At 74.7% G+C, this 26,971-nt stretch carries 19 protein-coding genes; 12 read left to right on the top strand and 7 right to left on the bottom strand.

Features of this window, described 5'->3' with window-relative positions:
* Positions 1 to 115: 115 nt before the first annotated feature.
* Positions 116 to 1,444 (top strand): UDP-N-acetylglucosamine 1-carboxyvinyltransferase, encoded by a 1,329-nt coding sequence (gene murA, locus CUT83_RS04910; RefSeq protein ID WP_101254625.1) that lies wholly within the window; start codon positions 116 to 118, stop codon positions 1,442 to 1,444.
* 106 nt (positions 1,445 to 1,550) lie between these two features.
* Here the strand turns inward: murA and CUT83_RS04905 are convergent, their stop codons facing one another.
* The 4 genes from CUT83_RS04905 to CUT83_RS04885 all read right to left on the bottom strand — a co-directional run bounded on the left by CUT83_RS04905 (position 1,551) and on the right by CUT83_RS04885 (position 7,115).
* Positions 1,551 to 1,832 carry an HU family DNA-binding protein gene (locus tag CUT83_RS04905; protein ID WP_093654109.1) on the bottom strand — a complete coding sequence of 94 codons (282 nt, stop codon included), beginning with the start codon at positions 1,830 to 1,832 and terminating at the stop codon, positions 1,551 to 1,553.
* A 314-nt stretch (positions 1,833 to 2,146) separates the two neighbouring features.
* On the bottom strand, positions 2,147 to 3,580 hold the full coding sequence (locus CUT83_RS04895) for an NAD-dependent malic enzyme (RefSeq protein WP_093849812.1): 1,434 nt from the start codon (positions 3,578 to 3,580) through the stop codon (positions 2,147 to 2,149).
* 423 nt (positions 3,581 to 4,003) lie between these two features.
* Positions 4,004 to 6,352: a HelD family protein gene (locus CUT83_RS04890; protein ID WP_240957709.1), complete on the bottom strand. Its 2,349-nt coding sequence runs from the start codon at positions 6,350 to 6,352 to the stop codon at positions 4,004 to 4,006.
* 157 nt (positions 6,353 to 6,509) lie between these two features.
* Positions 6,510 to 7,115, bottom strand: a complete 606-nt coding sequence (locus tag CUT83_RS04885; RefSeq protein ID WP_101254623.1) for a response regulator transcription factor — start codon at positions 7,113 to 7,115, stop codon at positions 6,510 to 6,512.
* Positions 7,116 to 7,661: 546 nt separating this feature from the next.
* Between CUT83_RS04885 and CUT83_RS04880 the strand changes: the two genes are divergently transcribed.
* Complete coding sequence (locus CUT83_RS04880; RefSeq protein ID WP_143688494.1) at positions 7,662 to 8,267, top strand: hypothetical protein; 606 nt, start codon at positions 7,662 to 7,664, stop codon at positions 8,265 to 8,267.
* A 40-nt stretch (positions 8,268 to 8,307) separates the two neighbouring features.
* Here the strand turns inward: CUT83_RS04880 and CUT83_RS04875 are convergent, their stop codons facing one another.
* Positions 8,308 to 9,834: a multicopper oxidase family protein gene (locus CUT83_RS04875; protein ID WP_194074696.1), complete on the bottom strand. Its 1,527-nt coding sequence runs from the start codon at positions 9,832 to 9,834 to the stop codon at positions 8,308 to 8,310.
* Positions 9,835 to 9,954: 120 nt separating this feature from the next.
* Positions 9,955 to 10,593, bottom strand: a complete 639-nt coding sequence (locus CUT83_RS04870) for a class I SAM-dependent methyltransferase (RefSeq protein WP_206282585.1) — start codon at positions 10,591 to 10,593, stop codon at positions 9,955 to 9,957.
* Positions 10,594 to 10,948: 355 nt separating this feature from the next.
* Here CUT83_RS04870 and CUT83_RS04865 point away from each other — a divergent pair, with 355 nt between their 5' ends.
* From CUT83_RS04865 to CUT83_RS04830, 8 genes are all read left to right on the top strand, one after another.
* Entirely contained in the window at positions 10,949 to 12,094 is a 1,146-nt protein-coding gene (locus CUT83_RS04865) for a hypothetical protein (protein ID WP_420882394.1), read from the top strand.
* On the top strand, positions 12,091 to 14,706 hold the full coding sequence (locus tag CUT83_RS04860; RefSeq protein WP_240957687.1) for a lantibiotic dehydratase family protein: 2,616 nt from the start codon (positions 12,091 to 12,093) through the stop codon (positions 14,704 to 14,706). The genes CUT83_RS04865 and CUT83_RS04860 overlap by 4 nt, the downstream gene beginning before the upstream one ends.
* Entirely contained in the window at positions 14,703 to 16,550 is a 1,848-nt protein-coding gene (locus CUT83_RS04855; RefSeq protein ID WP_241524769.1) for a hypothetical protein, read from the top strand. The genes CUT83_RS04860 and CUT83_RS04855 overlap by 4 nt, the downstream gene beginning before the upstream one ends.
* Positions 16,543 to 18,498, top strand: coding sequence for a TOMM precursor leader peptide-binding protein (locus CUT83_RS04850; protein WP_101254620.1), 1,956 nt, complete (start codon positions 16,543 to 16,545; stop codon positions 18,496 to 18,498). Before CUT83_RS04855 ends, CUT83_RS04850 begins: the two co-directional genes overlap by 8 nt.
* A gap of 71 nt (positions 18,499 to 18,569) precedes the next feature.
* On the top strand, positions 18,570 to 20,126 hold the full coding sequence (locus tag CUT83_RS04845; RefSeq protein ID WP_101254619.1) for a hypothetical protein: 1,557 nt from the start codon (positions 18,570 to 18,572) through the stop codon (positions 20,124 to 20,126).
* A complete protein-coding gene (locus CUT83_RS04840) occupies positions 20,123 to 21,139 on the top strand; it encodes a thiopeptide-type bacteriocin biosynthesis protein (protein WP_101254618.1) in 1,017 nt (338 codons plus the stop codon). The genes CUT83_RS04845 and CUT83_RS04840 overlap by 4 nt, the downstream gene beginning before the upstream one ends.
* Positions 21,140 to 21,148: 9 nt before the next feature.
* Entirely contained in the window at positions 21,149 to 22,066 is a 918-nt protein-coding gene (locus CUT83_RS04835; RefSeq protein WP_101254617.1) for an ABC transporter ATP-binding protein, read from the top strand.
* A 16-nt stretch (positions 22,067 to 22,082) separates the two neighbouring features.
* The gene (locus CUT83_RS04830) at positions 22,083 to 22,820 is read left to right on the top strand and encodes an ABC transporter permease (RefSeq protein ID WP_101254737.1); all 738 of its coding nucleotides are present in this window, start codon (positions 22,083 to 22,085) and stop codon (positions 22,818 to 22,820) included.
* Here the strand turns inward: CUT83_RS04830 and mhpA are convergent.
* Complete coding sequence (gene mhpA, locus CUT83_RS04825) at positions 22,811 to 24,490, bottom strand: bifunctional 3-(3-hydroxy-phenyl)propionate/3-hydroxycinnamic acid hydroxylase MhpA (RefSeq protein ID WP_101254616.1); 1,680 nt, start codon at positions 24,488 to 24,490, stop codon at positions 22,811 to 22,813. The genes CUT83_RS04830 and mhpA overlap by 10 nt on opposite strands.
* Positions 24,491 to 24,988: 498 nt before the next feature.
* On the opposite strand from mhpA, the gene CUT83_RS04820 reads away from it, so the two are divergent.
* Both CUT83_RS04820 and CUT83_RS04815 read left to right on the top strand, forming a co-directional pair.
* Positions 24,989 to 25,183 (top strand): thiazolylpeptide-type bacteriocin, encoded by a 195-nt coding sequence (locus CUT83_RS04820; RefSeq protein ID WP_093849803.1) that lies wholly within the window; start codon positions 24,989 to 24,991, stop codon positions 25,181 to 25,183.
* A gap of 85 nt (positions 25,184 to 25,268) precedes the next feature.
* Positions 25,269 to 26,951, top strand: a complete 1,683-nt coding sequence (locus CUT83_RS04815) for a class I adenylate-forming enzyme family protein (RefSeq protein WP_101254615.1) — start codon at positions 25,269 to 25,271, stop codon at positions 26,949 to 26,951.
* The last annotated feature ends 20 nt before the right edge of the window (positions 26,952 to 26,971 follow it).

Raw genomic sequence — 26,971 nt, 5'->3', positions numbered from 1 at the left:
CCCCCGGCCGTCCTCCGGCCTCCGTCCGCGCCCCGGACGGACGGATACGGCCCGGGCGCACGGCCATTACCATTCCCTGTGCCCCTGCTCTTCTTCATCCTGGAACGCGAGGCCCATGACCGGCACCGACGACGTACTCCTTGTCCACGGCGGCACACCGCTGGAGGGCGAGATCAGAGTCCGGGGCGCGAAGAACCTCGTGCCCAAGGCCATGGTCGCCGCACTGCTCGGCAGCGAACCGAGCCGGCTGCGCAACGTCCCCGAGATCCGCGACGTACGGGTCGTCCGGGGCCTGCTCGAACTGCACGGCGTCACCGTGAGCAAGGGCGAGGAATCCGGTGAGCTGGTGCTCGACCCCTCCCACGTGGAGAGCGCCAACGTCGCCGACATCGACGCCCACGCGGGCTCCTCCCGCATCCCGATCCTCTTCTGCGGCCCCCTGCTGCACCGGCTGGGCCACGCCTTCATACCCGGCCTGGGCGGCTGCGACATCGGCGGACGTCCGGTGAACTTCCACTTCGACGTGCTGCGCGAGTTCGGCGCGACGATCGAGAAGCGCGCCGACGGCCAGTACCTGGAGGCCCCGCAGCGGCTGCGCGGCTGCCGGATCAAGCTGCCCTACCCGTCGGTCGGCTCCACCGAGCAGGTCCTGCTGACGGCCGTGCTGGCCGAGGGCGTGACCGAACTCTCCAACGCCGCCGTGGAGCCGGAGATCGAGGACCTCATCTGCGTACTGCAGAAGATGGGCGCGATCATCTCCATGGACACCGACCGGACGATCCGCATCACCGGTGTGGACAAGCTCGGCGGCTACAACCACCGCGCCCTGCCCGACCGCCTGGAGGCCGCCTCCTGGGCGAGCGCGGCGCTGGCGACCGAGGGCAGCGTGTACGTGCGCGGGGCCAGCCAGCGCGAGATGATGACCTTCCTCAACACCTACCGCAAGGTGGGCGGCGAGTTCGAGATCGGCGACGACGGCATCCGCTTCTGGCACCCGGGCGGCGCGCTCAAGGCCATCGCCCTGGAGACGGACGTGCACCCCGGCTTCCAGACCGACTGGCAGCAGCCGCTGGTGGTGGCCCTGACCCAGGCGTCGGGCCTGTCGATCGTCCACGAGACGGTGTACGAGTCGCGGCTGGGCTTCACCTCCGCCCTCAACCAGATGGGCGCGCACATCCAGCTCTACCGCGAGTGCCTGGGCGGCATGCCGTGCCGCTTCGGCCAGCGCAACTTCCTCCACTCGGCGGTCGTGTCCGGCCCCACGAAGCTCCAGGGGGCCGATCTGGTCATCCCGGACCTCCGCGGCGGCTTCTCGTACCTGATCGCCGCCCTGGCGGCCCAGGGGACCTCCAGGGTCCACGGGATAGACCTGATCAACCGGGGCTACGAGAACTTCATGGAGAAACTGCCGGCGCTGGGCGCGCGCGTCGAACTGCCCGCCTGACCCCCACCGGCCCCCGGCCGGGGGTCCGCACGGAACGCGAAGGGCGGTCACCCCGAAAAGGGGTGACCGCCCTCGTGCATGCGCCTGTACGGTGCCGCGCCAGGGCTCACTTGCCCTTGGCGGCCTCCTTCAGCTTGGAGCCCGCGGAGACCTTCACGCTGTAGCCGGCGGGGATCTCGATCGGGTCGCCGGTCTGCGGGTTGCGCGCGGTGCGAGCGGCACGGTGGGTGCGCTCGAAGGTCAGGAAGCCGGGGATGGTGACCTTCTCGTCGCCCTTGGCGACGACCTCGCCGACGGTCTCGGCGAACGCGGCCAGCACAGCGTCGGCGTCCTTGCGGGTCACCTGGGCGCGCTCGGACAGCGCTGCCACCAGCTCACTGCGGTTCATAATTCGTACTCCCGTGTTTTTCTTGCCTGTGAGGCATGAGATCGAAGCCGATGCTGCCAGGGCCCTCGGACAGTCCCCGGACCCGGGTCTGCTGCCAGACCTTCTGCGTCCGCGGGGGCGCCCCCAGGACGCAGCCCTCGGGGGAGCATCCTGCCCCCACCTGCGGTGGTAATGCCAATCCGGCACCCCGCGGCATCGCCCGGGCGACGCCTGTGACACGCCACGATTACACTCCGTGGCCACCCTTGGTGCGGCTTTCGCCACCCTAAGGGGCCATCCGGGTGGGATGCCCCCGACGCGCCGATCTCATGCGGTCAGGGCATCGTGGTGGTCGTCACAGATTCCCCGGCCTCGATGACGGCCTCCCGCACCGCTCCGGCGACCGCGCCCGCGACCCTGTCGTTGAAGACGCTCGGGATGACGTAGTTCGCGTTCAGCTCGTCCTCGTGCACCACGTCGGCCAGCGCCCGTGCCGCGGCCAGCATCATCTCCTCGTTGACCGTGCGCGACTGGGCGTCGAGCAGACCCCGGAAGACGCCGGGGAAGACCAGCACGTTGTTGATCTGGTTGGGGAAGTCCGAGCGGCCGGTGGCCACCACCGCGGCGGTCCGGCGGGCGACGGCCGGGTCCACCTCCGGGTCGGGATTGGCGAGCGCGAAGACGATGGCGCCCTCGGCCATCGCCGCCACGTCCTCGGCTCCGAGGACGTCCGGGGCGGAGACGCCGATGAAGACGTCGGCGCCGACGACGGCCTGCTTGAGCGTGCCGGTGACGCCCTCGGGGTTGGTGTTGTCGGCGATCCAGCACAGCGGCGAGTCGGGGGCGGCGTCCACCAGGTCCGCGCGCCCGGAGTGCACCACGCCGTGGATGTCGGCGACCACCGCGTGCTTCACTCCGGCGGCCAGCAGCAGTTTGAGGATGGCCGTGCCGGCGGCTCCGGCGCCGGACATCACCACCCGCACGTCCTCGATGTGCTTGCCGACGACGCGCAGCGCGTTGGTCAGCGCGGCCAGCACCACGATGGCGGTGCCGTGCTGGTCGTCGTGGAAGACGGGGATGTCCAGCGCCTCGCGCAGCCGCGCCTCGATCTCGAAGCAGCGGGGGGCGGAGATGTCCTCCAGGTTGATGCCCGCGAAGCCGGGGGCGACGGCCTTGACGATCTCGACGATGGCGTCGGTGTCCTGGGTGTCCAGGCACAGCGGCCAGGCGTCGATGCCCGCGAAGCGCTTGAAGAGGGCCGCCTTGCCCTCCATGACCGGCAGCGCGGCCTTCGGGCCGATGTTGCCCAGGCCCAGCACGGCCGAGCCGTCGGTGACGACGGCGACGGAGTTGCGCTTGATGGTCAGCCGTCGGGCGTCCTCGGGGTTGGCCGCGATCTGGGTGCAGACCCGGGCCACACCCGGCGTGTAGATCATGGAGAGGTCGTCGCGGTTGCGAATGGGGTGCTTGGACGCCATCTCGATCTTGCCGCCCAGGTGCATCAGGAAGGTCCGGTCGGAGACCTTGCCGATGGCGATGCCCTCGACCTCGCGCAGCTTGGCGACGATCTCGTCGGCGTGCGCGGTGGAGGAGGCGGCGATCGTGACGTCGATGCGCAGCCGCTCGTGGCCGGAGGCGGTGACGTCGAGACCGATGACCGAGCCGCCGGAGGACTCCACGGCCGTGGTGAGCTGGCTGACCGCCGCTCCTCCGGCGGGCACCTCCAGGCGGATGGTCATCGAGTACGAGACACTGGGCGCCGTTGCCATGGCCGGGTTCCTCTGCTTTCCGTGATGCTGTGCCGCGCATCCGGCCTCCTCGCCGGACCGCGTCACCCGATCGTCGCACCTACCGACCGGTAGCAGGTAACCGGTTCCGGAGGCCGTGGGAGCGGCTCCCGCCGGGGACCGTGCGCCGTGGAGCGCGCGGCGCGGTCCGCCGTGTCGCACAACACACACGCCGCACGCCGGGGGCGTACGGACGAGGGGTCCGCACCGCCTTCCGGCGGTGCGGACCCCTCGGATCCACGTCTGTGACACCGACCCGCCATGCTCGCCTCGCGGCAAGTGGTCGCTCGAAGCGACGAAGGTTGGGCCCGGGGGCTTGGATCGGGCCGGTGCCACAGTCAGGCTAACAAACGATCGGCGACGGTGATTCCGTTCGGCCGCGGCGATCGGAAAAACCCGTGGGCCTCACTCCCGCAGCAGGTCGGGGACCCCCTCCGCGTCCGGCAGGTCCTTCTCCCGCGACAGGACCGTCAGCCGCTGTGTGGCCCGGGTCAGCGCCACGTACAGCACCCGCAGGCCCGCCGGGGACTCGTCGGCGATCTCCGCGGGCGAGACCACGAGCGTCGCGTCGTACTCCAGGCCCTTGGCCTCCAGGCTGCCCAGCGGCACCACCCGGTCGCCGAGTCCGGCCAGCCAGGCGCGGGCCTGCTCGCGGCGGCCCATCGCCACCACGACGCCGACGGTGCCCTCCACCTCCGCCAGCAGCCGCTCGGCCTCCGCGCGGACCGCCCGGCCCACCGCCCCGTCCGGGCCGTCCGTCACCGTGGTGAAGCGCGGCACCAGGCCCGTGGCGCGGACCGCGCGAGGCGGGCGCACCCCCGGCATGGCCAGGGCCAGCACCCGGGCGGACAGCTCGGCGATCTCGGCCGGGTTGCGGTAGTTGACCGTCAGCTCGAAGCGGCGGCGCGGACGGGCGCCCAGCGCCTCGTCGCGGGCGGCGGCGGCCTCCTCCTGGTCCGACCAGGAGCTCTGCGCCGGGTCGCCGACCACCGTCCACGTCGCCCGGCGGCCGCGCCGGCCCACCATCCGCCACTGCATCGGCGTGAGGTCCTGCGCCTCGTCGACGATGACGTGCGCGTAGTCGGTGCGCTCCTCTTCCTCCCGGCGCTCGGCACGGGCGGCGCGGCCGGTGCGGCCGGCGAGGCGGTCGGCGTAGGTGCTCAGTTCCTCCAGGCCGGTGAGCTGGTCCAGCGGGTCCATCTCCCGCCGCCCGCGGGGGCGGGCAGGGGCGCCGAGCAGGACCCGCAGTTCGTCCAGGAGCGCGACGTCGTGGACGGACAGCGGGCCGGAGCCGTCGGCGTCCAGCCGGGCCAGCGAGCGCGCCAGCCGCCGCGTCTCTCCGGTCTGGAGCACACGGCGCGCCCAGCGCGACAGTCTCCTCTCGTCCGCCATGGCCGCCAGTACGCGGCGCGGGGTCAGCTCGGGCCACCAGGCGTCCAGGAAGCCGGTGAAGTCGGTCTCGGTGGAGACGTCCTCGTCGAACCCCCGGCGCGCCTCGGCCGCCAGCTCCGGGTCGGTGTACCGGCGGCCCGCCCCCGAGCGCTGCCACAGCGCGTCCAGCAGCAGCCGCCGGGCGCGCGGGCGCAGCAGGTTGACGGGCGCGGTGCCGCCGAGGGCCTGCTCGCGGATCCGGCGCAGGTCGTCGGCGTCCAGCTCCAGGCGGGTGCCGAGGGCCACCACCCGCAGCCGGCCGGGCACCCCACCGGCGCCCGGCGCGCCGAGTTCCAGGGCGCCGCGCGCCGCCCTGCGCAGCACCCGCACCATGCGGGAGGAGCCCTTGACGCGGGCGACGGCCTGCTCGTCGTGGGCGCTCGCCTCGGCGCCCTCCACCAGCGAGCCCAGCGCGCGGACGGCCACCTGGCCCTCCTCGCCCAGCGAGGGCAGCACGCCCTCGGTGTAGGACACCAGCAGCGGGGTGGGGCTGACGACGAGGATGCCTCCGGCGTAGCGCCGCCGGTCCTGGTAGAGCAGGTACGCGGCGCGGTGCAGCGCGACGGCCGTCTTGCCCGTGCCGGGGCCGCCTTCCACCTCGGTGACGGAGACGGCGGGGGCGCGGATCACCTCGTCCTGCTCGGCCTGGATGGAGGCGACGATGTCGCGCATGGTGTGGCCGCGGGACCGGCCCAGCGCCGCCATCAGGGCGCCGTCGCCGACCACGGCCAGTTCCCCGCCGTCCAGGTACGCCGTCAGCTCCGGGCGCAGCAGGTCGTCCTCCACGCCCAGCACGCGGCGGCCGCGGCTGCGGATCACCCGTCGCCGCACCACCCGGCCCGGCGCCACCGGGGTGGCCCGGTAGAAGGGCGCGGCGGCCGGGGCGCGCCAGTCGATGACCAGCGGGGTGTAGTCGGCGTCGAGCACGCCGAGCCGGCCGATGTGCAGGGTCTCGGCGATGTCCGCGACTGCGGTGCCGGCGCCGCCGTCGCTCACGGCTTCGTCGCGCACGGCGTCGTCGGCGGGCTCGACGGAGGTGTACGCGCCGTCGGGTCCGCGTTCGCCGTCCTTGCCCCGCAGCAGGTCGATCCGGCCGAAGAGGAAGTCCTCGAACTCGCTGTTGAGCCGGTTGAGGTGCACACCGGCGCGGAAGACCTGCGCGTCCCGCTCGGCGAGCGCTCCCGGTGTGCCGACCTGGGCGCGCTTGGCGGCGTCCGCCATGAGGAACTCCGCCTCGTGGATCTTCTCCTCCAGGCGCCGGTAGACCCGGTCGAGGTGCTCCTGCTCCCCGCGGACCTCCCGCTCCCGTACGCCGTCGTGCACCTCGTGCCCGCCGCCGTCGCCCGCGCTGCCGCCGCCGGCGGTCCCCGGCGCCGACGGCACTGTCTCCTGCGCTCCCAACGCACGGCCCCCTTCTGCTGTACTCAGGGCAGCCGTCAACCGTACGCCAGGGGATCGCGGCGCGCACGCCGCCGAGCCCTCACAGCCAGCCGCGTTCGAGTGCTATGCGAGCGGCGTCGAACCGGTTGCGGCCCTGCAGCTTCCTGATGGCGGCGGACGTCAGGTTGCGGACCGTCCCGCTCGCCAGATACAGCTCCTGGGCGATCTCCTTGATGGAGGCGCCGGTCGCGGTCAGCCGCAGGATCTCCACCTCCCGGTCGTTCAGACAGCGGTTGCCCGGTCCGGGGGCGTTCAGCAGGCAGGGGTCGACCGTCACGCAGCCGGCCGCCACCCCGCGGATGGCGCCGATCAGGTTCGGCAGTTTGGCCTGCTTGGGGACGATGCCCAGCACCCCGGCCTCGACCGCGCGGGTCACATGGGAGCGGGTGGGCTCGACGACGATGAGGGTGATGCCGCAGGACGGCACGCGCCGGGTGAGCTCGGCCACCCGGCACAGCCCGCCGGGGCCGCTCATCCCTCCGCCGACCACGAGGACGGACGGCGAGACCCGCTGGGCCGTCGGCAGGAGTTCCCCGCTCTCGCAGGCCGCCCCCACCACGTCGAAGTCCTCGACCCGGTCGAGCGCCTCGGCCAGTGCCTCCAGGAAAAGAACATGGTCGTCGGCGACCATGATGCGAATGGTCATTCGGTTTCCCCCGCAACGCTTCCAAAAGGTCGGAACGGAAGATCGCTGTCACCGGACACGCGCCTGGAGCCGGATGGCGGCCCGGGCGCTCCCCGTGGACGAGTCACCAGCGTGTGGCCCTGTCGGCGCCGCGGGCCTCATGGGCCCCCGGCGGCCGGAGCCGATCCCCGTTTCCCGGCGTGAAGACTCGTAGATACTCGCGTAGATGCTCTCGACGGCACTCTCGTCGTGGTGACGGTTCCGCGGCGGCACCGGGAGGCCACCGGTACACGCCCCCGGCCGTCAGCCGGCCACGGCTAAGCAGAGCCTGCTCATGTGCTTCCTCCCGGAACCTTTCACTGGCTGGGAGCCAATCTTTGGCCAGGAACGGCGAGTTGTGAAGGAGTAAGGGCTTTTTGAGCCCCGATCTTCACATGGAGGTGTCCCGCCCGGAATCCTGAACCCGGTTGTGGAAACGGTGAGTTGACGCTTGGAGACAACCTCCGGAACCGGTCTTCCGTCCCGGGGCTGGCGCACCGGGACGGTGATCGGGTTGGCTGTTCTTCCGTGAGGACACAAGCGCACGACGGCCCGCGTCACGACGGCCCGCGCCATGACGGCCCGCGCCATGACGGCACCCGGGGAGCGGCCCTGGTCATGACGGTCTTCGGCACGGTGTGGTGGCTGTCGGGCGCGACCGCCCTGCGCGGGCTCGCGGAGCCGGTCGCCCTGGTGGGCGGACCGGCGGTCGGCGTGCTGCTGTTCACGCTCGCCCTGCGGCGGCTGAACGGCGTGGGCGAGCAGGCGGCGTACGAGCGTGCGGCGCGCCGCTTCCACGGGATCAACCTGATCCAGGCGGCGGCCGTGGTGGCGGTGATCGTGGTCGCGAACCGCGCCGGGGCCCTGGCCTGGATCCCGGGGGCGATCGCGGTCGTCGTGGGCGCGCACTTCCTCCCCCTCGCGCCGCTGTTCGGGATGCCCGTGTACCGGTGGACCGGCGGCCTGCTCATCGGCGCCGGCCTGGCCGGGTGCTGGATCGCGCTGGCCGGCGGCGGCGTGGACACCGCACGGGCGGTGGTGTGCCTGGCCTGTGCCGCGGTCCTGTGGACCGCGACGGCCCTCCTCGTCCGGGCCGCCGCGGCCGGAGGCCGGGCCGGGCCCCCGGTCCGCTGACCGGGGGCCCGGCCCGCCCGCGGAAGCCGGACACGACCGCTCAGCGCACGGTTTCCATCTGCCCCATCATCCCCATGGCCACGTGGTTCATCATGTGGCAGTGGTACATGAACAGCCCGGTGTGGTCGGTGAAGCGCACCGCGAACCGGACCGTCTCCCCCGGCGCCACGGTGACGGTGTCCTTCAGCCCCGCCTCGGCCGGGCCGGGCGGGCGGCCGTTGCGGTCGAGGATCCGGAAGTGCGACAGGTGCGGGTGCATCGAGTGCGGGATGTTCATCTCGACGTCCTCGTTGACGACCGTCCACGCCTCGGTCTCGCCGAGCCGGGACCGGAAGTCGACCCGGTTCATGTCGAACACCCGCTCGTTGATCAGGTGCCGCCCGGTCTCCGGGTCGAACCGCATGCGGAACTCCCGCTCCAGCACCGGTGTCCCCAGGTCGGGCGCGGGGCGCAGCTCGCCGGGCACGCTGCTGGGGTCGTGCGCCTCGCGCACCACGTCGAAGCGCATCACGTCCGGTGTCTCCCCCGGGAACGACGCCAGGCTCTCCAGCACCACCTGTGAGCCGACCGGGTACTGCGAGAAGTCGACGACGACGTCGATGCGCTCGCCGGGCCACAGCGGCACCGCCCACGCCTGGGCCGGGGCCGGCAGCAGACCGCCGTCCGAGGCGATCTGCGTCATGGGCGTGCCGTCCCGCAGCCGCAGCAGGAAGAAGCGGTCGTTGGAGGTGTTCATCAGCCGCAGGCGGTACTTGCGGGCCGCGACCGCGAAGTACGGCCTGGGGCTGCCGTTGACCAGGAAGGTCGGGCGGTCCATGAAGCCCTGCGGGTCGTAGTGCAGGGTGCCGTCGTCCTCGAACCTGGCGTCGCGGATCTGGAGGGGGACGTCGTAGCGGCCCCGGGGCAGGGGCAGTTCGTCCTCGAAGTCGTCGGTCAGCAGGTAGGTGGCGGCCAGACCGCGGTAGATGCTCTCGGCGCTGTCGGAGTGGTGGTGTCCGTGGCCGGTTCCGTGTGAGTGGTCGTGCAGCCACAGCGTGGCGGCGCGCTGTTCGTTCGGGTAGTGGTAGTACCGGACGTCGCCCGGCTCGGCCTGGTGCATCGGGTGGCCGTCGTACCGCTGCGGGACGTGCCCGCCGTGCAGGTGCATGGCGAAGGGCACGTCCAGCCGGTTCACCTGGCGGATGAGTACCGGGCGGCCGCGGCGGGCCGTGATCAGCGGACTGATCCGCCCGTTGTAGGCGCGGATCCGGGTGGTGGCGCCCGGCAGCAGCTCCACCTCGCTCTCGCCGGTCGTCAGCCGGTAGAAGTCGTGACCGGCCAGGCGCAGGGGGCGCAGCGGCCGGGGGACGGCCAGCGGCACGGTGAAGGGCTCGGTGGCCGCCGTCGCCGGCGAGGGCCCCTTCTTCACCGGCTTCCCCGGCTTCCCCGGCTTTCCGGGGCTCCTCGGGCCCTCCGCCGGGGAACCGGGCGCCTCGGGCCGGGCCCAGGCCTGGCCCGAGGCGGGGAGGGCCGCGGCCGTGCCGAGCACGGCGGCGCCCGTGACCAGGCTTCTTCGGGAGATGGTCATGGTGATGCGTTCCTTTTCGCTTGCGCTGTGGAGCGGGGTGCTGCCCGGTGCCGGCCCGGACGGGCCGCGGTCGTGTCGTCACAGCCGTGTCGTCACAGCCGTGTCGTCACGGTCGTGTCGTCACAGCCGTGTCATGGCCGCCTGCCAGGCCCGTACGGCGCCCGGGGAGAAGGCGACCTCCAGGTCGGCGGGTTCCAGGGAGTCGACGCGCCAGCCGTCGGCGAAGGCGCTCGTGATGTCGCGCTCGGAGATCCGGTGGGGGCCCCAGGTACCGGGCTCCCGGTCGCTCCAGCACATCAGGAAGTACCGCCCGCCGGGCGGGACCACGGCGCCGACGGACGCCGCCACCGCCGGGCGGTCGGCGGGTGTGAAGCAGTGGAAGAAGCCGACGTCGACGACGGTGTCGAACCGCTCCCCGAGGCCGGACAGCGCCAGGCCGTCCCAGACCAGGAAGCGGACGTCCAGGCCGCGGTCGCGCGCCTTGCGGCGGGCGAGTTCGATGCCGCTGGGCGCGGCGTCCACCCCGGTGGTCTCCAGTCCGTGTTCCGCGATCATCAGGGCGTTGTCCCCGCTGCCGCATCCGACGTCCAGCACCCTGCCGCGCAGGGCCCCCTCGCGGGCGAGCCGCACCAGGGCGGACTGCGGCCGGTCGATCTCCCAGCCGGCGCCGGGCTCGCCGGCGTAGTGCGCCTCGAAGATCTCCACCCCGCTGCCGCTCGGCAGGTCCCCCGTGGACCGCCGGCCAGACATACCGGTCATGCTGCCTCCTGTCGGCCCGCCGAAGTGATCGGGCGGACCCAGCCGAAGAACTGCGGCAAAGTCGCGGCCACCTTACTCGCAGATTCTCCGTGCACGGATTCCCATGATCGATGTCACGCAGAATCGTGACACATGTCAGGCAACTGTTCTGCCCCCATTGTCCCGGGCGGAGCGGCCGGGCAAGATGATCCAGAAATTCTACGGAACACAAACAGAATCCGCGGCCTTCGAAGACGCCGCGATCGCCGAAGAACTCTCGGTTTTTCCTTTCTTTTCCGACCACCCCCGGACACGCGATTCCGTCCACCGCACGGACGGGCGGGACGCGGCCGGACCCTCGACCGCGAACAGGTGGATGAGCGTGACCGTTGGTGCAGCAGCCGTCACCGGGGCGGACACCGGCCAGGTGGCGGGTCTCCGTCTGTACACCCGGACCCCCGTGACTCCGCAGTGGCTGGCCGGCACGGTGGTGCCCGCCGTCCGCGCGCTGCGGCAGGAGTACGGCGCATCCCTCGTCTACCTGCGGCGCGGCTGGCTGTACGGCCCTCACGTGGAACTCGTCGGCCGCGCCGACCGGGGCCGCCCCCTGCCCTGGGACGAGGTCGGCCGGCTCCTGGAGACCGGCCCCGAGCCGCCGGCCGGCGCGCTCACCGAGGAGGAGTACCTGGAGCAGGCACGCGAGTTCGGCCGCCTGGAACGGGTCCCCCCGCCCTATCTGCCGATGCGTCCGCACGGGACGGTCGAGCCGATCCCCGCCGCCGAGGCCGCCCGGTGGCCGCAGCCGCTGGACAGCCTCCGGGAAATCGCGCTGGGCCGGATGTGCGAACCGCTGACGGACATGATCGAGGAGATCACCCGGGACCGTTCACAGGCCACCGCGCGACTGGCCGAGGCATTCGCGGCACTGATCTCCTCACACCATTCCGGCGCCGCTTACGGAGTGTTCTCACTGCGTTCACATTCCGAGGCGTTCATGTCCTGGGCGGCTCCGAGAAAAGATCCCAGACCCGCATTCGACAAGCGTCTGGAAAAAGACGCCCCACTGCTCCGTGAAATAGTCGCGAAATCCCTGGCCGGTGAATACGGGCCACAGGCCGGCGCCTGGCGCACCGCGTTCGCGTACTGCATGGGCGCCTTCGACTCGGCGGTGGCCGGCGGAACGCTGACGCTGGAGGGCCTGGAGTCGCTGGGCGCCGGGTTCGACGCGGCCACCATGGGCCCTCCCGGCATGACCGACGGCAGGCAGGCCAGACCCAGCGAGTTCCACCGCACCGTGGGGGCCACCGGCGTCGTCGACGACCCGCCCGAGTGGTTCGCCTCCTACCGCCTGCTCATCAACCTCTTCTACCAGCAGCTCCCCCTGCTGGGGGTCTCCCCGATGCACCGCTACTACATGTGCCACGCCGTCGCCGAGACCGTGGACACCGTCCTGGGCGTCCCCTGGCGGGAACGGCTGGACCGGATACAGGCGGAGCAGCCGGCCGCGGGCGGGTCCCGGTGAGCGCGGCGGAGGGGACGGGGGCCCCGGAGTTCCCCGAAGCGGCGCCGGCCGAGCCGGTGTGGATGCTCCGCGTCAACCCGCTGCGCCGCTCCCGCCTGGGCGACCCGCACCTCGCCGGCCTCCTGGGGGAGCTGACGGACGCCGAACAGGAGGTGCGGGCCGCGGCCGACGCCTGCTCGGACGCCCTGTACGAGCTGATCGCCGACACCACCGGCACCGACGAGCGCGGCAGGCTCATCGCCCTGCGCCGCGACATCCACAACGACCGGCGGCCCCGCGCCGTACCCGATCCCGAACCCGCCGCCGTCGCCCGCTGGCGGCAGGCCCGGGAGCGGCGCGACGGGCTGCGCGCCCGGGTGGCCGAGGCCTACCCGGAGGCCGCGGACCGCGAACGGACCCTGCTGGCCGGGGTGCTGGGCGACGAGGACCTGCGGCGCTCCCTGGCCCTGGTGGCCCCGGAGGTGGCCGGATCGGCCGAGCGCTACCGCAGGGCCGCCGCCGGGGGCCGGATACCGTCCCGGGTCCGCAAGACCGAGCGCGGTCTGCTCCAGTACGTCACCCGCGCCATGGTCCGCACCAGCCCGCTGTCCCGCTTCACCGCCGTCGGCCTCGCCCTGCCCCATGAGGACGGCGAGGACGGCGAGGACCGCGGGAACGGCGAGACCGCCGAGACCGGTGTCGCACCCGGCGAGGTGCGTTTCGGGGGCGCGACCGCCTTCGTGGGCCTGGACCGGGTGATGCTCGACTACGTGCTGGGCGGCCTGGAACCGGCCGGGGAGGACCTGGCCCCGGACACCTGGGTGCAGCTGCCGCCCACCTCGACCGTGGACCCCGCCGGCGGCAGGCTGTACTTCCTGCGCCGCACCGACCAGGGGGTGCGGCGCCTGGCGGCCCCCCTGAACGGCAGCATCCGGCCGCTGGTCGAGGCCACCGCCCTGGGGCCGCGCCGGGCCTCCGCCGTGGCGGCGGACCTGGCCGCCCGGACCGGCCGCCCCCGCGAGGAGGCGCTGCGGGCGGTGGCGAAGTCCGTGGCCGCCGGAATCCTGTGCGTCTGCCGGGGCCCCGAGGACGGCGGCGCCGACTTCCAGGGCCTGCTGGACCCGCCCGACCTCGCGGAGCCGGCCACGGCCGGCGTCCTGGCCGAGATCCGCACCCGGCTGCCCGCCCTGGCGGACTCCCCGCCCTCGGAACGCGAACACGACCTGGCCCGGCTGAACTCCGCCCTGAACCGGCTGAGCCTGGCGGCGAACCGCCCCGCCCGGATCCTGGTGGAGGAGGACTACGTCCTGCCGCCCGCCCGGATCGCCACCGCCGCCTGGCGCTCCCGGCTGGACGATCTGGCCGCCGGGGTCGGGCTGCTGTCCGTCTTCGACCGGATGCACGACGTACGGGCCCTGCTGAGCACCGCGTTCACCGAGCGGTTCGGCGCGGGCGCCGAGGTGTCCCTGGTCGAGCACGCGGCGGAACTCGTCGGCGAGGTGTACCGCAGGGGCGGCGACTACGACGGCACCGTCGCGGCGGGCACCGGACCCGCCGACGGCTCCCTGGACCGGCTGCAGGACCTGCGCCGGTCCGTCGCCGAGACCCTGGGCGCCGAACTGGACCGGGCCGCCGAGCGCGGCGAGGACCTCACCCTGACCGCCACCGAGGCCGCCGACCTCGCCGCCGGGCTGCCGGACCGCTTCCGGCAGGGGCACCTGGCCTACGGCGTCCTGGTCCAGCCCTGGCGCGACCGGCTGGTCTTCAACGACGCCTACGCCGGGCACGGCATGCTCTACGGCCGCTTCCTCGGCTACGACCGGGCACTCGGCGGGGGCGCGCTCGGCCACGCCGCGCGCCGGCTGACCGCGCAGTACGGCGCGGACGGCGCCCGGGTGGCCGAGGACCTCGGTCTGCACCGGCTCAACGTCAACGCCCATGTCCCGGTCCTCGCCGACGGGCTCCGCCCGGACGACTGGCTCCCCCTCCGGCTGGCGCACGACCCCGGCACCGACACCCTCACCCTGCGCGACGCGGAAGGCCGCGACCTGCGGGTGCTCACCCTCGGCGCCGGTCACCCCGAGCTGTTCCCGCCGCCGGTGCGGCTGGCGAGCTGGCTGATGAGCGGCGGGCGGCTGTACGAGGACCTGGTCGGCCGCCGGCACACCGCCGCGGGCCGGGACGACCGGCGCACCCACCGCTGCCCCCGGCTGTCGGTCGGCTCGGCGGTGCTCGCCCGCCGCCGCTGGTACGGCGGCCGGGAACTGGCCGACGCCGTGGCCGCCGGGCCCGCCGAGCACGACCGGCTGCTGGCGCTCGCCGCCTGGCGCGCCCGCCACGGCGTGCCCGAGGAGGTCGTGCTCAAGACGCCGTTCGACGACGGCTACCGGCAGGCCGCCAACGAGTCGGGCGAGGACGTGCGCGACCACCGCCGCCGCCAGAAGCCGCAGTACGTCGATCTCGCCGCCGCCCTGAACGTCCGGGTGCTGCCCCGGCTGATGGAGCGCCGCAGCGCCGGCTACGTGGAGGAGGCGCTGCCCGGCGTCTCCGACGGGGAGCACGCCGCCGAGTGGGTCGTCGAGATCGGCCGCGCTCCCGGCGGACCGTTCCAGTACGGAGGGAAGACCGAATGAGGATGAAGGCCCGGCCGTACCTCCACTACGCGCCGGTACCGGGCGGGGTGTACCTCAGCGGGGCGGGCACGCAGTTCGCCATGCGGGGCCCGGAGGCGCTGTTCAAGGTCGTCGACGTGTGCGTCCCCCTGCTGGAGGACGGCGTCACCGAGGACGAGCTGGTCGCCGCCCTGGGCTCGGAGCGCGCCCGCCCCGTGGTGCGGAAACTGGCCGACGGGCTGCGCGGGCACGGCATGCTGCTGGACCTGGGCGCCCTGACCGTGCCCGAGCCGCCGCGGGAGGTGCGCGAGCGCCACCCCGAGGCGCTGGCCTGGCTGGAGTCGGTCTCCGACGACCCGTACGCCCTCTTCGAGCGCTTCCGCGACGCGCGGATCCTGCTGTGCGGGCCGCCGGCCGTCGTGCTGCCCGCCGCCCGCGGCCTGGCCCGGGCCGGCGCCCGGCGGCTGGTGCTGGCCTCGCCCGACCCGGACGCCGTCGCCGCGACCGCGCTGCGGCTGGGCGCCGAGGTGCTGCCCGGCTCCCCGGCGGAGCCGGGGAGCGCGGCCGGGGAGGCCGACGCCGTGCTGTACCACCGGGAGGAGAGCGGGTCCGCCCCGGGCGGGGAGTCCGGGGCGGACTGGCTGCCGGACTGGCTGCCGGACGGGGTGCCGGTGGTGGCGGTCCGGACGGCCGGGCCGCTGGTGCTGGCCGGCCCGGCCGTCCGCGACCGGGCCGCGCGCGGTGTGTGGCCCGCGCTGGACGTCCGGGCCCAGGCGTGGGTGGCGGGTGGGAAGTCACAGCCGGGGGGCGGGGAGCCTGCCGCCCGGCCCGCCGCGGACGCGCTGGCCGGGGCGCTCGCCGGCCAGGCGCTGTTCGAGGCCCTGACCGAGGGCGCGACCCCCGGCGAGGCCCATGTGCTGCACGGCGCGGAGGTGGCGGCCGAGCGGGTGCTCGTCCCGTCGCCCGCCGATCCCGTGCGCCCGCCGCGCGCGCTGGCGGACGCCGCGCCCGCCGACGCGCCGGAACCGCAGGACGCGGTGCGGTCCGTCACCGCCGTCGCGACGCCCTGGACCGGGCTGTTCGCCCTCACCGCCGGCGACGACCTGCCGCAGATGCCGCTCGCGCTGCGGGAGGCGGAGTACCGCGCCGGACGCACCGGCCGTGTCGTCGCCTGGGCGCACGACCAGCGGACCGCGACCGTCGCCACCGGCCTGGAGGCGCTGCGCGGGCTGGCGCCCGCGCAGCCGGGGGCCGTGTCCGCCGCGGGCCTGACCGAGGAGCGCTGGCTCCTCGACGGGGCGCTGCGGCTGCTCGCGGCCGACGCCCGTCCCCCGGCCCCTCCCGCCGCGGCGGGGCACGAGACGGAACAGCAACAGCAACAGGGGCAGGAGCAGGAGCAGGAGTGGAGGCGGGATCCGGAGACCGCCCGGATCCTGCACGGCCTGGCGGAGCACGGGCCCGCGGACGTCCGCGTGCGGCTGCTGCACGTCCCCGGCCTGGACTGGCGGCTGTGCCGCGCGGAGATCACCGGGAGCGGGGAGCCGCCGGCGCTGGCCTGGGGCCCGGACGGCGCCGGGGCCGCGCGGGCGGCACTGGGCACCGTCCTGGCCCGCGTCCAGGTGCGCCGTCTGCGGGGCGCGGACGCGGCCGCGGGGGCGTCCCCGGGCGTGCGCACGGACGCCCTGGCCCTCGCCGGCGCCGAGGCGGTCGCCCTGCTGCGCGAGCAGGTCGCCGCGTACGCCGCCGCCGCGGGAGTGCGCTACCTGGGCGTCTGCCACCGCGCCGATCCCGTGCTGGGCGAGCTCCCGGTGTGGTACGGGCCGGTCCGCGCGCACCCGGCCGGGAGGGAGGGGTCCGATGTCTGAGCGTCCCGACGGCCCCGACCGCCCCGACCGCCCCGACCGCTTCGACGGCCTCGACGGCGCATGGCACGAGGCGCTCGAACCGCTGGCCCGCACGGCCTCCGGCGGGATCTCGCTGGGCCGTGGCTGGGACCTGTCCCGGGAACGCGGGCACTGGCGCCGCGCCGCCGACCGCCGCACCGAACACCTGTCGGTGCGGGTCTACGACGACGAGGTGGTCGTCGGGCCGCGCTGGGTGCCGGACACCGACGCGGGCTGCGCGGGCTGTGCCGAGGTGCGGGCCCGGGTGGCCGTGTCCCATCCGCTGGTGGAGAACCTCGCCGAACCCTGCTCCCGCCCGGCGCCCCGCCGCCCGCTGCTGCTGCCGATGCTCGCCACCGCGCTGGAGCACCTGGCCGGGCACCCGCTGCGCCCCGGCGAGCTGTACGCCGTCGGGCGGCACGCGGTCCGCCGCCGCCGGGTGCCGCGCAGCTTCGACTGCCCGGTGTGCGCCCCGGCCCCGGCCGCCCGGGCCGCCGCCTCCGCGCCCCTGCCCGCCCCCCTCCCGCCGGTTCCGCCCGAACCGCTGGTGCTGCGCAGCCGCCCCGCCTCCCCGCAGGACCCCACCCGGGGCACCGGCGGCAGCCGTCTGCTGCGCCCCGGCGCCCTGCGCGAGAAGCTGGTCGACCCCCGCTACGGGCCGGTGCTGGAGGTGCTGCGGCAGTCCCTGGCCCCGTTCGCCATGAGCGCGGCGGCCGTGCCCGACTCCCTGTCCATGGGCTACGGGCGGGCGTTCACCTTCGGCGAGGCCGAGTCCGTCGCGGTGCTGGAGGCGTACGAGCGGCTGGCCGGCTTCCCGCACGAAAGCCCGGTGCTCACCGGGCTGGCCCACCGGGACGTCCGCGACCTCGCGCTGGACCCGGCGACGCTGGGCCGGTACACGCCCGAGCAGCTGGCGCACCCGCACTGCCGGGTGATGCCCTCCTCCGCCGACACCCCGATGGACTGGGTGTGGGGCCACGACCTGGACACCGGTGAGGCCCGGCTCGTCCCGGCCGACATCGGCTTCTACCAGTACGACTACCGCTACCGGCTGGCGCGGCACGCCGCCCGCGCCGAGGGCGCCGCACCGCGGCGGCACTTCTTCCACGAGTCCTCCAGCGGCTGCGCGCTCGGCTCCACCCCGGAGGAGGCGGCCCTGCACTCGCTGCTCGAACTCGCCGAGCGCGACGCCTTCCTGCTCTCCTGGCACCGCGCCGTGCCGCTGCCCTCCATCGATCCGGCCACGGTGACCGACCCCGCCTCCCGGCGGCTGCTGGCGCTCATCGAGTCCCGCGGTTTCGAGACCCATCTGCTGGTCGCCACCCAGGACATCGGGGTCCCGGTGGTCTGGGCGCTGGCGGTCAACCGCACCGGCGGCTTCCCCGCGACGTTCTCCGCCGCCGGCTCGGGTACACGCCCGGAGTCGGTGGTGCGCGCCGCGCTGTGGGAGCTGGGCCAGATCGTCAGCGACCCGGCGGACTGGGACCGTTCGGCGGCGGAGGCGATGCTGGAGGACCCGTGGCGGGTCGAGGTGCTCGACGACCATCTCCGGCTCCACGCGCTGCCGGAGAAGCGGGAGCGGGTCACCGCCGTGCTCGGCGGGCCCCGGACCACCCTGCGCGACGCCTTCCCCGGCTGGCCGGAGAGGCTGGAGCGGGCCGCGGCGGGCGATGTGCGCGGCGCGCTGGAGTACGTGCGGGGGCTGTACGCCGCCGCGGGTCTGGACCGGATCGTGCTCGTCGACCAGACCACCCGCGACCACACCGATCTGGGCACCGCCGTGGTCAAGGCCGTCGTCCCCGGCATCCTCCCGATGTGCTTCGGCCACGCGCAGCAGCGCCTGGCGGGTCTTCCGCGGCTGACCGCCGCACTGGCCGGCACCCCCGGTGAGCACGGGATCCCGCCCTACGACCCGCATCCGTTCCCCTGAGGCCCGCACGGGCGGCACCGGCCGCACCGCCTGACCACCCGCACCACCGACCACGACAGCACGGAGACCGCATGGAGACCGCACCCGCCCGCGGCGAATCCGCCGGCGCCCCGATGCCCGAGGACGCGGACTTCATGGCGCGCGACCTGATGTGGTTCGCCTACGGCAACGGCGCCGACCGCCCGGAGCCGCCCGTACCGCCGCCCGGCCCGCTGACGGAGACCGAGGTGGTGCCCGGGCTGCCGGACGCCGCCCGGTCCGGGCCGCTGACCGCGCTGCCGCACGGCACCGTCGACCTGCTGGAGGAACTCCCCTTCCCCCGGGGCCGGTTCGCCGGGGAGCCGGGCGCCGACCGGCTGGGCCACGCGCTGGCCGCCGCCTTCGGGGTGCAGCGCCGCGAACCGGAGAACCCGTTCAACGACCACCGCGGCTATCCGTCGGTGCGCAGCAGGTTCCCCGTGCAGGTCCTCGTCGGCGAGCGGGGACGGTGGGGGGCTCTGGACGTCTACCGGCACGCGCTGGCCGGCCTGCCCGCGGCGGGGGCCGGTACGGGCCGACCCGGCGCCGGGCGTGAGATCGCGCTGGCCGGCCGGTACACCCGGCTGCCGCCCGTCTACAAGTGGTTCCGCGGCTCGCTGGTCCACCTCGAACTCGGCGTCAACCTGCGCATGCTGTGCCTGGCCCTGGAACTCTTCGGGCTGCCGGGCCGGCTGCGGCTGCCGGGCGCGTCCGCCGAGGCCGGCCTCGGCGCGCTCGGCCTGGCCCCGGCGTGGCAGTGGTCGCTGCCGCTCACCGTCGAGCTGGACGCGGAGGGCTCCGGCCCCGAAACCGGCACCGGTCCCGGCCCCGGCCCCGACCCCGGTCCCGAAACCGGTCCCGGCACCGAGACCGGCACCGGGGCTGCCGGCCCCGACCCCGCGCTGGCCGAGGCCCTCGCCGTCAACCGCGCCCAGGACTTCCGCGAGCCGCCCGCGCCGCTGGGCTCCGCGATCCCCTCGGCCACGGGCGGACAGGCGCTGTCCTGGGCCGAGTTGCTGTGGCGCCGCACCTCGGGGCGGATGCCGCGCGGCCTGTACGGGATGAACGGCAGACGGCGGCGGCTGCCCGCCGCCGCCCTGCGCGACGCCGTGGAGTGGCTGTCCCTCCCGCCGCCCGGCGGGACGCTGCGCGCCGTCCACGACCACCTCCGCGTCACCGCCGTGGTGCAGGGGGTCGACGGCTGCGCCGACGGTGTCCACCGGGTCGCCGGCGGCTCGCTGACGCGGTACTCCGAGGACCCGGCCGCCGCGGCCCGCCTGGAGGCGCACTACGGCTACCCCCTGGCCCCGGGCAACGGCTGCGACGTACGGCACGCGCCGATGATCTGGTTCCTCTCGATGCGGCCGCGCGAGGTGATGGAGCGGTTCGGTCCCGGCGGCTGGTGCGCCGCGCAGTACGCCGCCGGGTGGGCCGCCCAGGGCCTGTGCCTGGCCGCCTCGGCACACGGCCTCTACGCCCGCCCGGTGAGGGCGTTCGAGGAGGTGCCCACCCGTGAGGTCCTCGGCCTCGGCCCCGACGAGATGGTCGTCTTCTCCGTGATCACCGGAACGCCCCGCTACACCGGACCCCTGCTGGACGTGAGACTGTGACCGAGACCGAGACCGACGAGACGCGCCCCGCCGCCCCGCCCGGCTCCGGCTCCGGCCCGGGCGCCGCCGCCCGCTGGCACGCCTGGCACCTGCATCTGGGCTCCACCGCGCGGTCGCTGCACGACCGCGTGATCGAGGACGTGATCCGGCCGACGGTGGCCGAGGCCGCGCCACAGCGGCCCTGGTTCTTCATCCGCTACTGGCAGGGCGGGCCCCATCTGCGGCTGCGCGTGGGCGATCTGGACGACGCGGCGTACGAGCGGACCGAACGGCTGCTGCGCGAGCGGCTGGAGAGCGCCGGGAGGCTCGCCCCGGACGAGGAGCCGGTGGATCCCGGGGGCTACCGGCGCGAGGCCGAACGGCTCGCGGCGGCCGGGGAGCTGGAGGCCGGCACGCCCGTCGAGGACCTGACCCCGCCGGGCGTGCACCGCCGCTCCTACGAGCCCGAGTACGAGCGGTACGGCGGTCCGGCCCTGATGCCCGCCGCGGAGCGGCTGTTCCAGCTCTCCAGCGAACTGACCGTCCGTCTGCTGCCGCGTCTGCCCGACCAGCGCGCCCGGGTGCTCGCCGGGCTGCGGGCCACCATGGCGGCCGCCGCCGCCCTGGGCGACGGCGCGGACCAGGCCGCCTACTACGCGCACGCCTACCGGATCTGGCGGGAGTGGGGCACCGGCTTCGGCTACGGCGAGGAGCAGCTCGACCGGCTGTGCGGCATCGGCCGCGACGGCGCGGCCGGGGGCGCCGGGGCGGGCCGTACGCAGGCGCCCCCGGCCGACCACGGCCCCTTCGCCGGCTGGCACCGGGCGCTCGCCGCGCACGCGCGGGACGTACTGCGCGGCACCTCCACGCATCCGGGCCGCGTGGTGTTCTCGCACGTCCACATGTTCCACAACCGTCTGGGGCTGAACCTGGTCGAGGAGCTCCAGACGTACGCCCGGCTCGTCCGGGCCTTCCCCGGCCCCGGCCGCACCGGTCCGCCGCCGCCCCGCCCTCCCGCCAACGCAGCACCGTAAGGAGCGAACATGCCCCAGGCCCCCCTGGCCGCCCCGGACCGCACCTCCCCGGCGGCGGAACCGGCGGTGGTGGCCCGCGCCGTCGGCGTCACCCGCCGCTACGCCGGCCACACCGCCCTGGACTCCGTGGACTTCGAGATCCGCGAGGGCGAACTGCTGGGCCTGCTGGGCCCCAACGGGGCCGGCAAGTCCACGCTGGTCAACCTGCTGACCGGGCTGAGGCAGGTGACCTCGGGCCGCTGCGAGCTGTTCGGCGGCGACCCGCGCCGCCCGGAGAACCGGCTGCGGATCGGCGTCACCCCGCAGGAGACCGGGCTGCCGGAGACCCTGCGGGTGACCGAGGTCGTCGACTTCGTGGCCGCCCACTACCCGGACCCGGTCGACCGCGGCGAGCTGCTGGACCGGTTCGGCCTGACCCCTCTGGCACGCCGGCAGACCGGCGGTCTGTCGGGCGGCGAGAAGCGCCGCCTGGCGGTGGCGCTGGCCTTCGTGGGCCGTCCGCGCCTGGTGTTCCTGGACGAGCCGACGACCGGTCTGGACGTGGAGGCGCGCAAGGCGCTGTGGGACCGGGTGGCCGAGTTCCACGCCGGCGGCGGCACCGTCCTGCTGACCAGCCACTACCTGGAGGAGGTCGAGGCGCTGGCCGAGCGCGTGGTGGTGCTGGGCGGGGGCCGGGTGCTGGCCGACGACACCGTCGCGGCGATCCGCGGGCTGGTCGACGTGCACCGGGTCAGCCTGGTGGCGGGCGAACTGCCGCGGCTGCCCGGGGTGGTGAGCGAGCGCCGCGAGGACGGCCGCGTCCATCTGATGACCACCGACCCCGACCGGCTGGTGCGGGAACTGGTGACCCGGGGGGTGGACTTCTCCGGCCTGGAGGTCCGGCCGACCTCGCTCGAAGAGGCCTTTCTGACCATCGCCGGATCCTGAGGAGCCCCCCGTGACCATGGCCATGACCCTCGTGCACACCCGCTACCAGCTCCTGCGGACCGTCCGCATCCCGATCGCGCTGATCGGCTCGGCCTTCTTCCCCGCCGCCTCGATGATCTTCTTCGTGGTGCCGGCGGCCGGGGACGACCCGGCGGGCGCCGCCTACGCGACCGCGTCGATGGTCGTCTTCGCCGCCATCATCAGCAACCTCTTCGGGCACGGCGTCGGCGTCGCCGAGGACCGGGCCCAGCCGTGGGACCCCTACACCCGCACCCTGCCCGTCGGCCTGCTCCCGACGTTCGCCGGACGCATCCTCACCGGGCTGGTGATGATGCTGCTGTCGATGGTGCCCGTCGTCGTCATCGCCGCGGTGTTCACCGAGGCGTCCGTCACCGTCGGCGGATTCCTCACCGCCCTGGTCGTCCTGGTCGTCGCCACGGTCCCGTTCATGCTGATGGGCCTGTCGATCGGCTATCTGCTGTCGACCAAGGCGGCGCTGGCGGTCGTGCAGATCGTGTTCTTCCCCCTGGCCTTCGCCGGCGGACTGCTGTCGGCCCCCGACGCCGCGCCCGGCTTCGTCAAGGCCATCGCCCCGTACGTGCCCAGCCGGGGCGCGGTCGAGCTGATGTGGGCCGCGGTGGGGGACTTCGAGGTCCGCCCCCTCCCGGTCGTGACCCTGGTGGTGTGGACGGCGGCCATGGGCGCCCTCGCCGTCTTCGCCTACCGCCGCGACGAGGGCCGCCGCTACCGCTGAGCGCCGGTGGCGGGCCGGGCGGCGGCCGCCGGGCGACCGCCCAGCCCGCCGGCCGCCGCGCGCAGCAGCGCCGCGGTCCCCGCCCGGTCCCGGGCGGCGCCGTAGACGTAGAAGTCGGGGCGCACCAGGACCGTACGGGCCCCCAGCGCCGCCAGCCAGGCGTGGTAGACGCCCTCGGTGTCGACCACGGCGCCGCCCGTCGCGTGCCCGCGCGGGGTGCCGGGCGGCAGGAGCCGCACCGGGCGGACGCCCAGCGGGTCCGGCGCCGTGCGGGTGCCGCCGTCGTGCGCCGCCCGCCCCGGGTCGTCCAGGGTGAGCAGCGTGAAGCCCCCCGTCCCGGCGATCTCGTCGAAGGGGCCGGAGGCGGTGGCGTGCGCGACCGTCGCCTGCGGCAGCAGCACACCGGCCGGGCCCTGCGGCGCGGCGGCCGTGCCCCGGTGCAGGAAGCCGCCGGTGAGGACGTCGGGGCGGGGGCGGCCGGCGCCGTCGCGGGCCCGGTCGCGGAGCATCGCCGCATCGCGCCCGGCGGCCGCGGCCGGATCGGTCTCGCAGATGAGGCGGCCCAGGCCGACGGACATGTCGATGACCTGCTGGACGTGCGGGCGCCGCTCCCGCTCGTAGGTGTCGAGCAGGTCCTCGCCGGCGGCCCCCGCCAGCACCAGGTCGAGCTTCCAGGCCAGGTTCGCCGCGTCCCGGATGCCCGAGCACATCCCCTGGCCGGCGAAGGGGGGCATCTGGTGGGCGGCGTCGCCCGCGAGGAGGATCCGGCCGCGGCGCCAGCACCGGGCGTTGCGGCCCGCGAAGGTGTAGACGGCGTGGCGTTCCACGGTGGCGTTCCTGTCGTCCACGCCGAACAGGGACAGCAGCCGCCGGGCGTTCTCGGCAGTGCCGAACTCCGCGGCCGGCTCGTGGGGCAGCCGCATGAACTCCCAGCGGCGGTGCCCCGGGCCGGCGGAGACCGCCACCCGGGGCCGCGCCGGGTCGGCGACCTGGAGGTTGAGCGGGGGGAAGTCCTCCGGCCGGTGCGGCACCACGTCGCAGGCCATCCAGTCCAGGGCGAACCCGGAGTCGTCGAGCCCCGTCCCCAGGCCCTGTTCGCGGACGAAGCTGTTGGCGCCGTCGCAGCCCACCACCCAGCCGGCCGTCAGCGTCCGGTGCTCACCGGACCCGACGTCCTCGGCGACGAGCTCCACCACCCCGCCGCGCTCGGCGATGCCCACGGCCCGGTGTCCGCGCAGCACCCGCAGCTCCGGCAGCCCGGTGGCGCACCGGGAGAGCGCCTCCTCCAGCCCCGGCTGGTACACGGAGGTGGAGTCCGGCCAGCCGTACGGGCCCTCGGGGGCCAGTGACACGCGCAGCAGCTCGGCGCCCCCGGCGTTCTCCACCACGTAGTCCGGGGACGGCTCGCCGATCCCGCGGACGGCGCCGGCGATGCCCGCGGAGGCCAGGACGCGGGCGCTCGGCCCGTCGAACGCCACCGCGCGCGGCATCGGATACGGCCGCGGCCACCGCTCGACGACGGTGACCCGCCGGCCCCGCCGGGCGAGCAGGAGGGCGAGGGTCTGGCCGACCGGTCCGTATCCGACGACGAGCACGTCGGCGGCGCCGGACGCATGGGGTGCACGAGGCGCACGGGACGGTGCGGGGACGAACGCGGCTGGAGGGTTCACTTCTGCTCCCGGTGGCGGCGCCCGGCGAACGGCCGGTTTATGCGGAGAGGCGGCAAAGAGACGGCAAAGAGGCGTCGGAGGGGCAGCGGAGGAAAACCGCGGGCGACACGGGCGGGACGGCCCGCCCCGAATGCCGTCCACCGCCCCGAAGACCACCGCAGGGCATTCCACTGCGTCAACCCTATTGTGTCGGAAAGCCGACCGGTGGAAACCCCCGGGAAAACACGGGACGAACTCCGCGCCGCACCGGCCCGGTGCGCCCGTTTCCTGCCCCTGCACCCCTTCCACCCCTTTGCGGGCCGCCGACCGCCGCTGCCATCAGGGGCGGAATCACCGCGAAAAGGCTTCCGGGCCGGCGCGGACAGCCGGTGACCTACGTAAGCGACGTCGTGATAAATGTCAGCCGCCACCGCGGAAATGCTGTGCGGAACGCGGGTTTCATTCAGCATCGTCACGTCGGTCGATCGACCGGTGGAAACCTCTGAAGGGAAATTCGAGATGAGCTCCGTGGCTGAGACCGAGATCTTCGACTCCTTCGACATCGAGGAGCTCGAGGTCCTCGACGTCTCCGACAGCGTCGCGCTGCCGGAGATGGGTGCGTCGAGCGGCGTGACGATGACCGAGACCGACGCGATCGAGGGCACCTTCTGCTGCTCCTCCTCCTCGTCGTCCTCCTCCTGCTGCTGCTGCTGACGGCTCCACGGTCCGGTGTGCCCGCCCCGTTCCAGGCGGGGCGGGCACACCGCTCCCGGGCACCGTACCGAACGATTGGATCCCCGTGGCCCCAGTCCTCCCCGCAGACACGGTCCCGACGTGGGCACGGCACGAGCACTACGCCCGCCGGATCCTGCACACCCTGGCGCGCGACCCGGAGCGGGTCGTCCTGCGGTGGCGCGGGGAGGACGTGACGGGGGCCGGGCTGGCCGCTTCGGTGCTGTCCGCGGTGGCGTGTCTGCGCCGTCTGCGGGCCGGCCGGGGGAGCACGGTGGCGATCCTCACGGAGACCAACCACCCGGCCATGCTGACCGCCCGCTACGCGGCACATCTGCTGGGCGCCGCAGTCGTGTACATCCGCTCGCACAACCCCCGCTCGGACGCCGTGGAGCTGCCCCGGGAGGTCCAGGACCGGCTGCTGCGGGAGAGCGGGGCGCGGTTCCTGGTCTGCGACGGCGCGCACCTCGGCCGGGCCCGCGAACTCGCCCGCGGCAGGCGCGGGGAGCTGCCGCTGATCGGTGCCGGGCCCGGCTGCGCCGGCCCGGACGCCCACCTCGACGACCACCTCGATCACCTCGGCCGTCTCGGCACCCACCCCGGCGACCGTCCGGACACGCCCCCGAACGCGCCTTCGGCCACCTCCCCGACGGAGGCGCTGGCCCGGGTCCGCTACGAGCCCGGGGACCTCGCGGTCGTGGCCCACACCAGCGGAAGCACCGGCCGTCCCAAGAGCATCGGCCAGTCCTTCCGCACCTGGAACGCCCTCGTCGACGCCTTCCCCGGCAGTCCCGAGCCGGGCCGGCCCTCCCGCTTCCTCGCCGTCCTCCCGCTCAGCCACACCATCGGCTCGATGGTGGACGCCGTGCTCGCCGAGGGCGGCCGCGTCGTCCTGCACGAGGGGTTCGACGCCGCCGCGGCCCTGGACGCCCTCGCCGCCGAGCGCATCACCGACACCTACCTGGCGGTGCCCCATCTGTACCGCCTCACCGAATCGGCCCGCTCCGGCGGCGCCGACCTGTCCTCCCTGCGCCGTCTGGTCTACAGCGGCACCCCCGCCTCGCCCCGGCGGATCGCCGAGGCGCGCGAGGTGCTGGGCGACCGCCTCGTGCAGCTCTACGGCTCCACCGAGGCCGGCGGCATCTCCAACCTCACCCCGCTGGACCACTGCGAGCCCGAGCTGCTGCCCACCGTGGGGCGCCCCTTCCCCTGGGTCCGGCTGAGGATCGTCGATCCGGAGACCGGCGAGGAGGCGCCGCGGGGCCGGCCCGGGGAGGTCCGCGTGGCGTCCCCCACCGTCATGGACGGCTACCTCGGCGATCCCGGGGCGACCGCCCGTGCCCTGCGCGAGGGCCTGCTGAGCACCGGCGACCTGGGCCTGATCGACCGGTACGGGTATCTGAGGCTGGCCGGCCGCGTCGGCGACGTCGTCAAGAGCGGCGGCCTGAAGATCCACCCCGCCGCCGTCGAGCGGGCGCTGCTGTCCCACCCCGACGTGGCGAACGCCGCCGTCTACGGGGTGGCCGACGACGACCGCGTCGAGCACGTGCACGCCGCGGTGTCGCTGCGCGACGGCGCCCGCCGCGACCCCGGGGCGCTCCGCGAGCACGTGGCCGGCCTGCTCACCCCCGAACACGCCCCCGCCGGGCTGGCGTTCTGGGACGACCTCCCGCTCACCGCGCACGGCAAGCCCGACAAGGCGTACCTGCGCACCCTCGCGGGCCGGGAGGACCGGCTCCCGCTCCGCTGAACCTGCCGAAAGGGGTCCGA

Origin of the sequence: Streptomyces barkulensis (assembly GCF_002843305.1) — a bacterium.
Lineage (GTDB): Bacteria > Actinomycetota > Actinomycetes > Streptomycetales > Streptomycetaceae > Streptomyces > Streptomyces barkulensis.
This window is presented reverse-complemented; position numbering and strand designations above follow the sequence as displayed.

Bases quoted from the DNA above. Each gene is read 5' to 3' on its own strand.
- murA (WP_101254625.1), top strand. From the start codon at position 116: ATGACCGGCACCGACGACGTACTCCTTGTCCACGGCGGCACACCGCTG.
- CUT83_RS04905 (WP_093654109.1), bottom strand. From the start codon at position 1,832: ATGAACCGCAGTGAGCTGGTGGCAGCGCTGTCCGAGCGCGCCCAGGTG.
- CUT83_RS04895 (WP_093849812.1), bottom strand. From the start codon at position 3,580: ATGGCAACGGCGCCCAGTGTCTCGTACTCGATGACCATCCGCCTGGAG.
- CUT83_RS04885 (WP_101254623.1), bottom strand. From the start codon at position 7,115: ATGACCATTCGCATCATGGTCGCCGACGACCATGTTCTTTTCCTGGAG.
- CUT83_RS04875 (WP_194074696.1), bottom strand. From the start codon at position 9,834: ATGACCATCTCCCGAAGAAGCCTGGTCACGGGCGCCGCCGTGCTCGGC.
- CUT83_RS04870 (WP_206282585.1), bottom strand. From the start codon at position 10,593: ATGACCGGTATGTCTGGCCGGCGGTCCACGGGGGACCTGCCGAGCGGC.
- CUT83_RS04865 (WP_420882394.1), top strand. From the start codon at position 10,949: ATGAGCGTGACCGTTGGTGCAGCAGCCGTCACCGGGGCGGACACCGGC.
- CUT83_RS04855 (WP_241524769.1), top strand. From the start codon at position 14,703: ATGAGGATGAAGGCCCGGCCGTACCTCCACTACGCGCCGGTACCGGGC.
- CUT83_RS04850 (WP_101254620.1), top strand. From the start codon at position 16,543: ATGTCTGAGCGTCCCGACGGCCCCGACCGCCCCGACCGCCCCGACCGC.
- CUT83_RS04845 (WP_101254619.1), top strand. From the start codon at position 18,570: ATGGAGACCGCACCCGCCCGCGGCGAATCCGCCGGCGCCCCGATGCCC.
- CUT83_RS04835 (WP_101254617.1), top strand. From the start codon at position 21,149: ATGCCCCAGGCCCCCCTGGCCGCCCCGGACCGCACCTCCCCGGCGGCG.
- CUT83_RS04830 (WP_101254737.1), top strand. From the start codon at position 22,083: ATGGCCATGACCCTCGTGCACACCCGCTACCAGCTCCTGCGGACCGTC.
- CUT83_RS04820 (WP_093849803.1), top strand. From the start codon at position 24,989: ATGAGCTCCGTGGCTGAGACCGAGATCTTCGACTCCTTCGACATCGAG.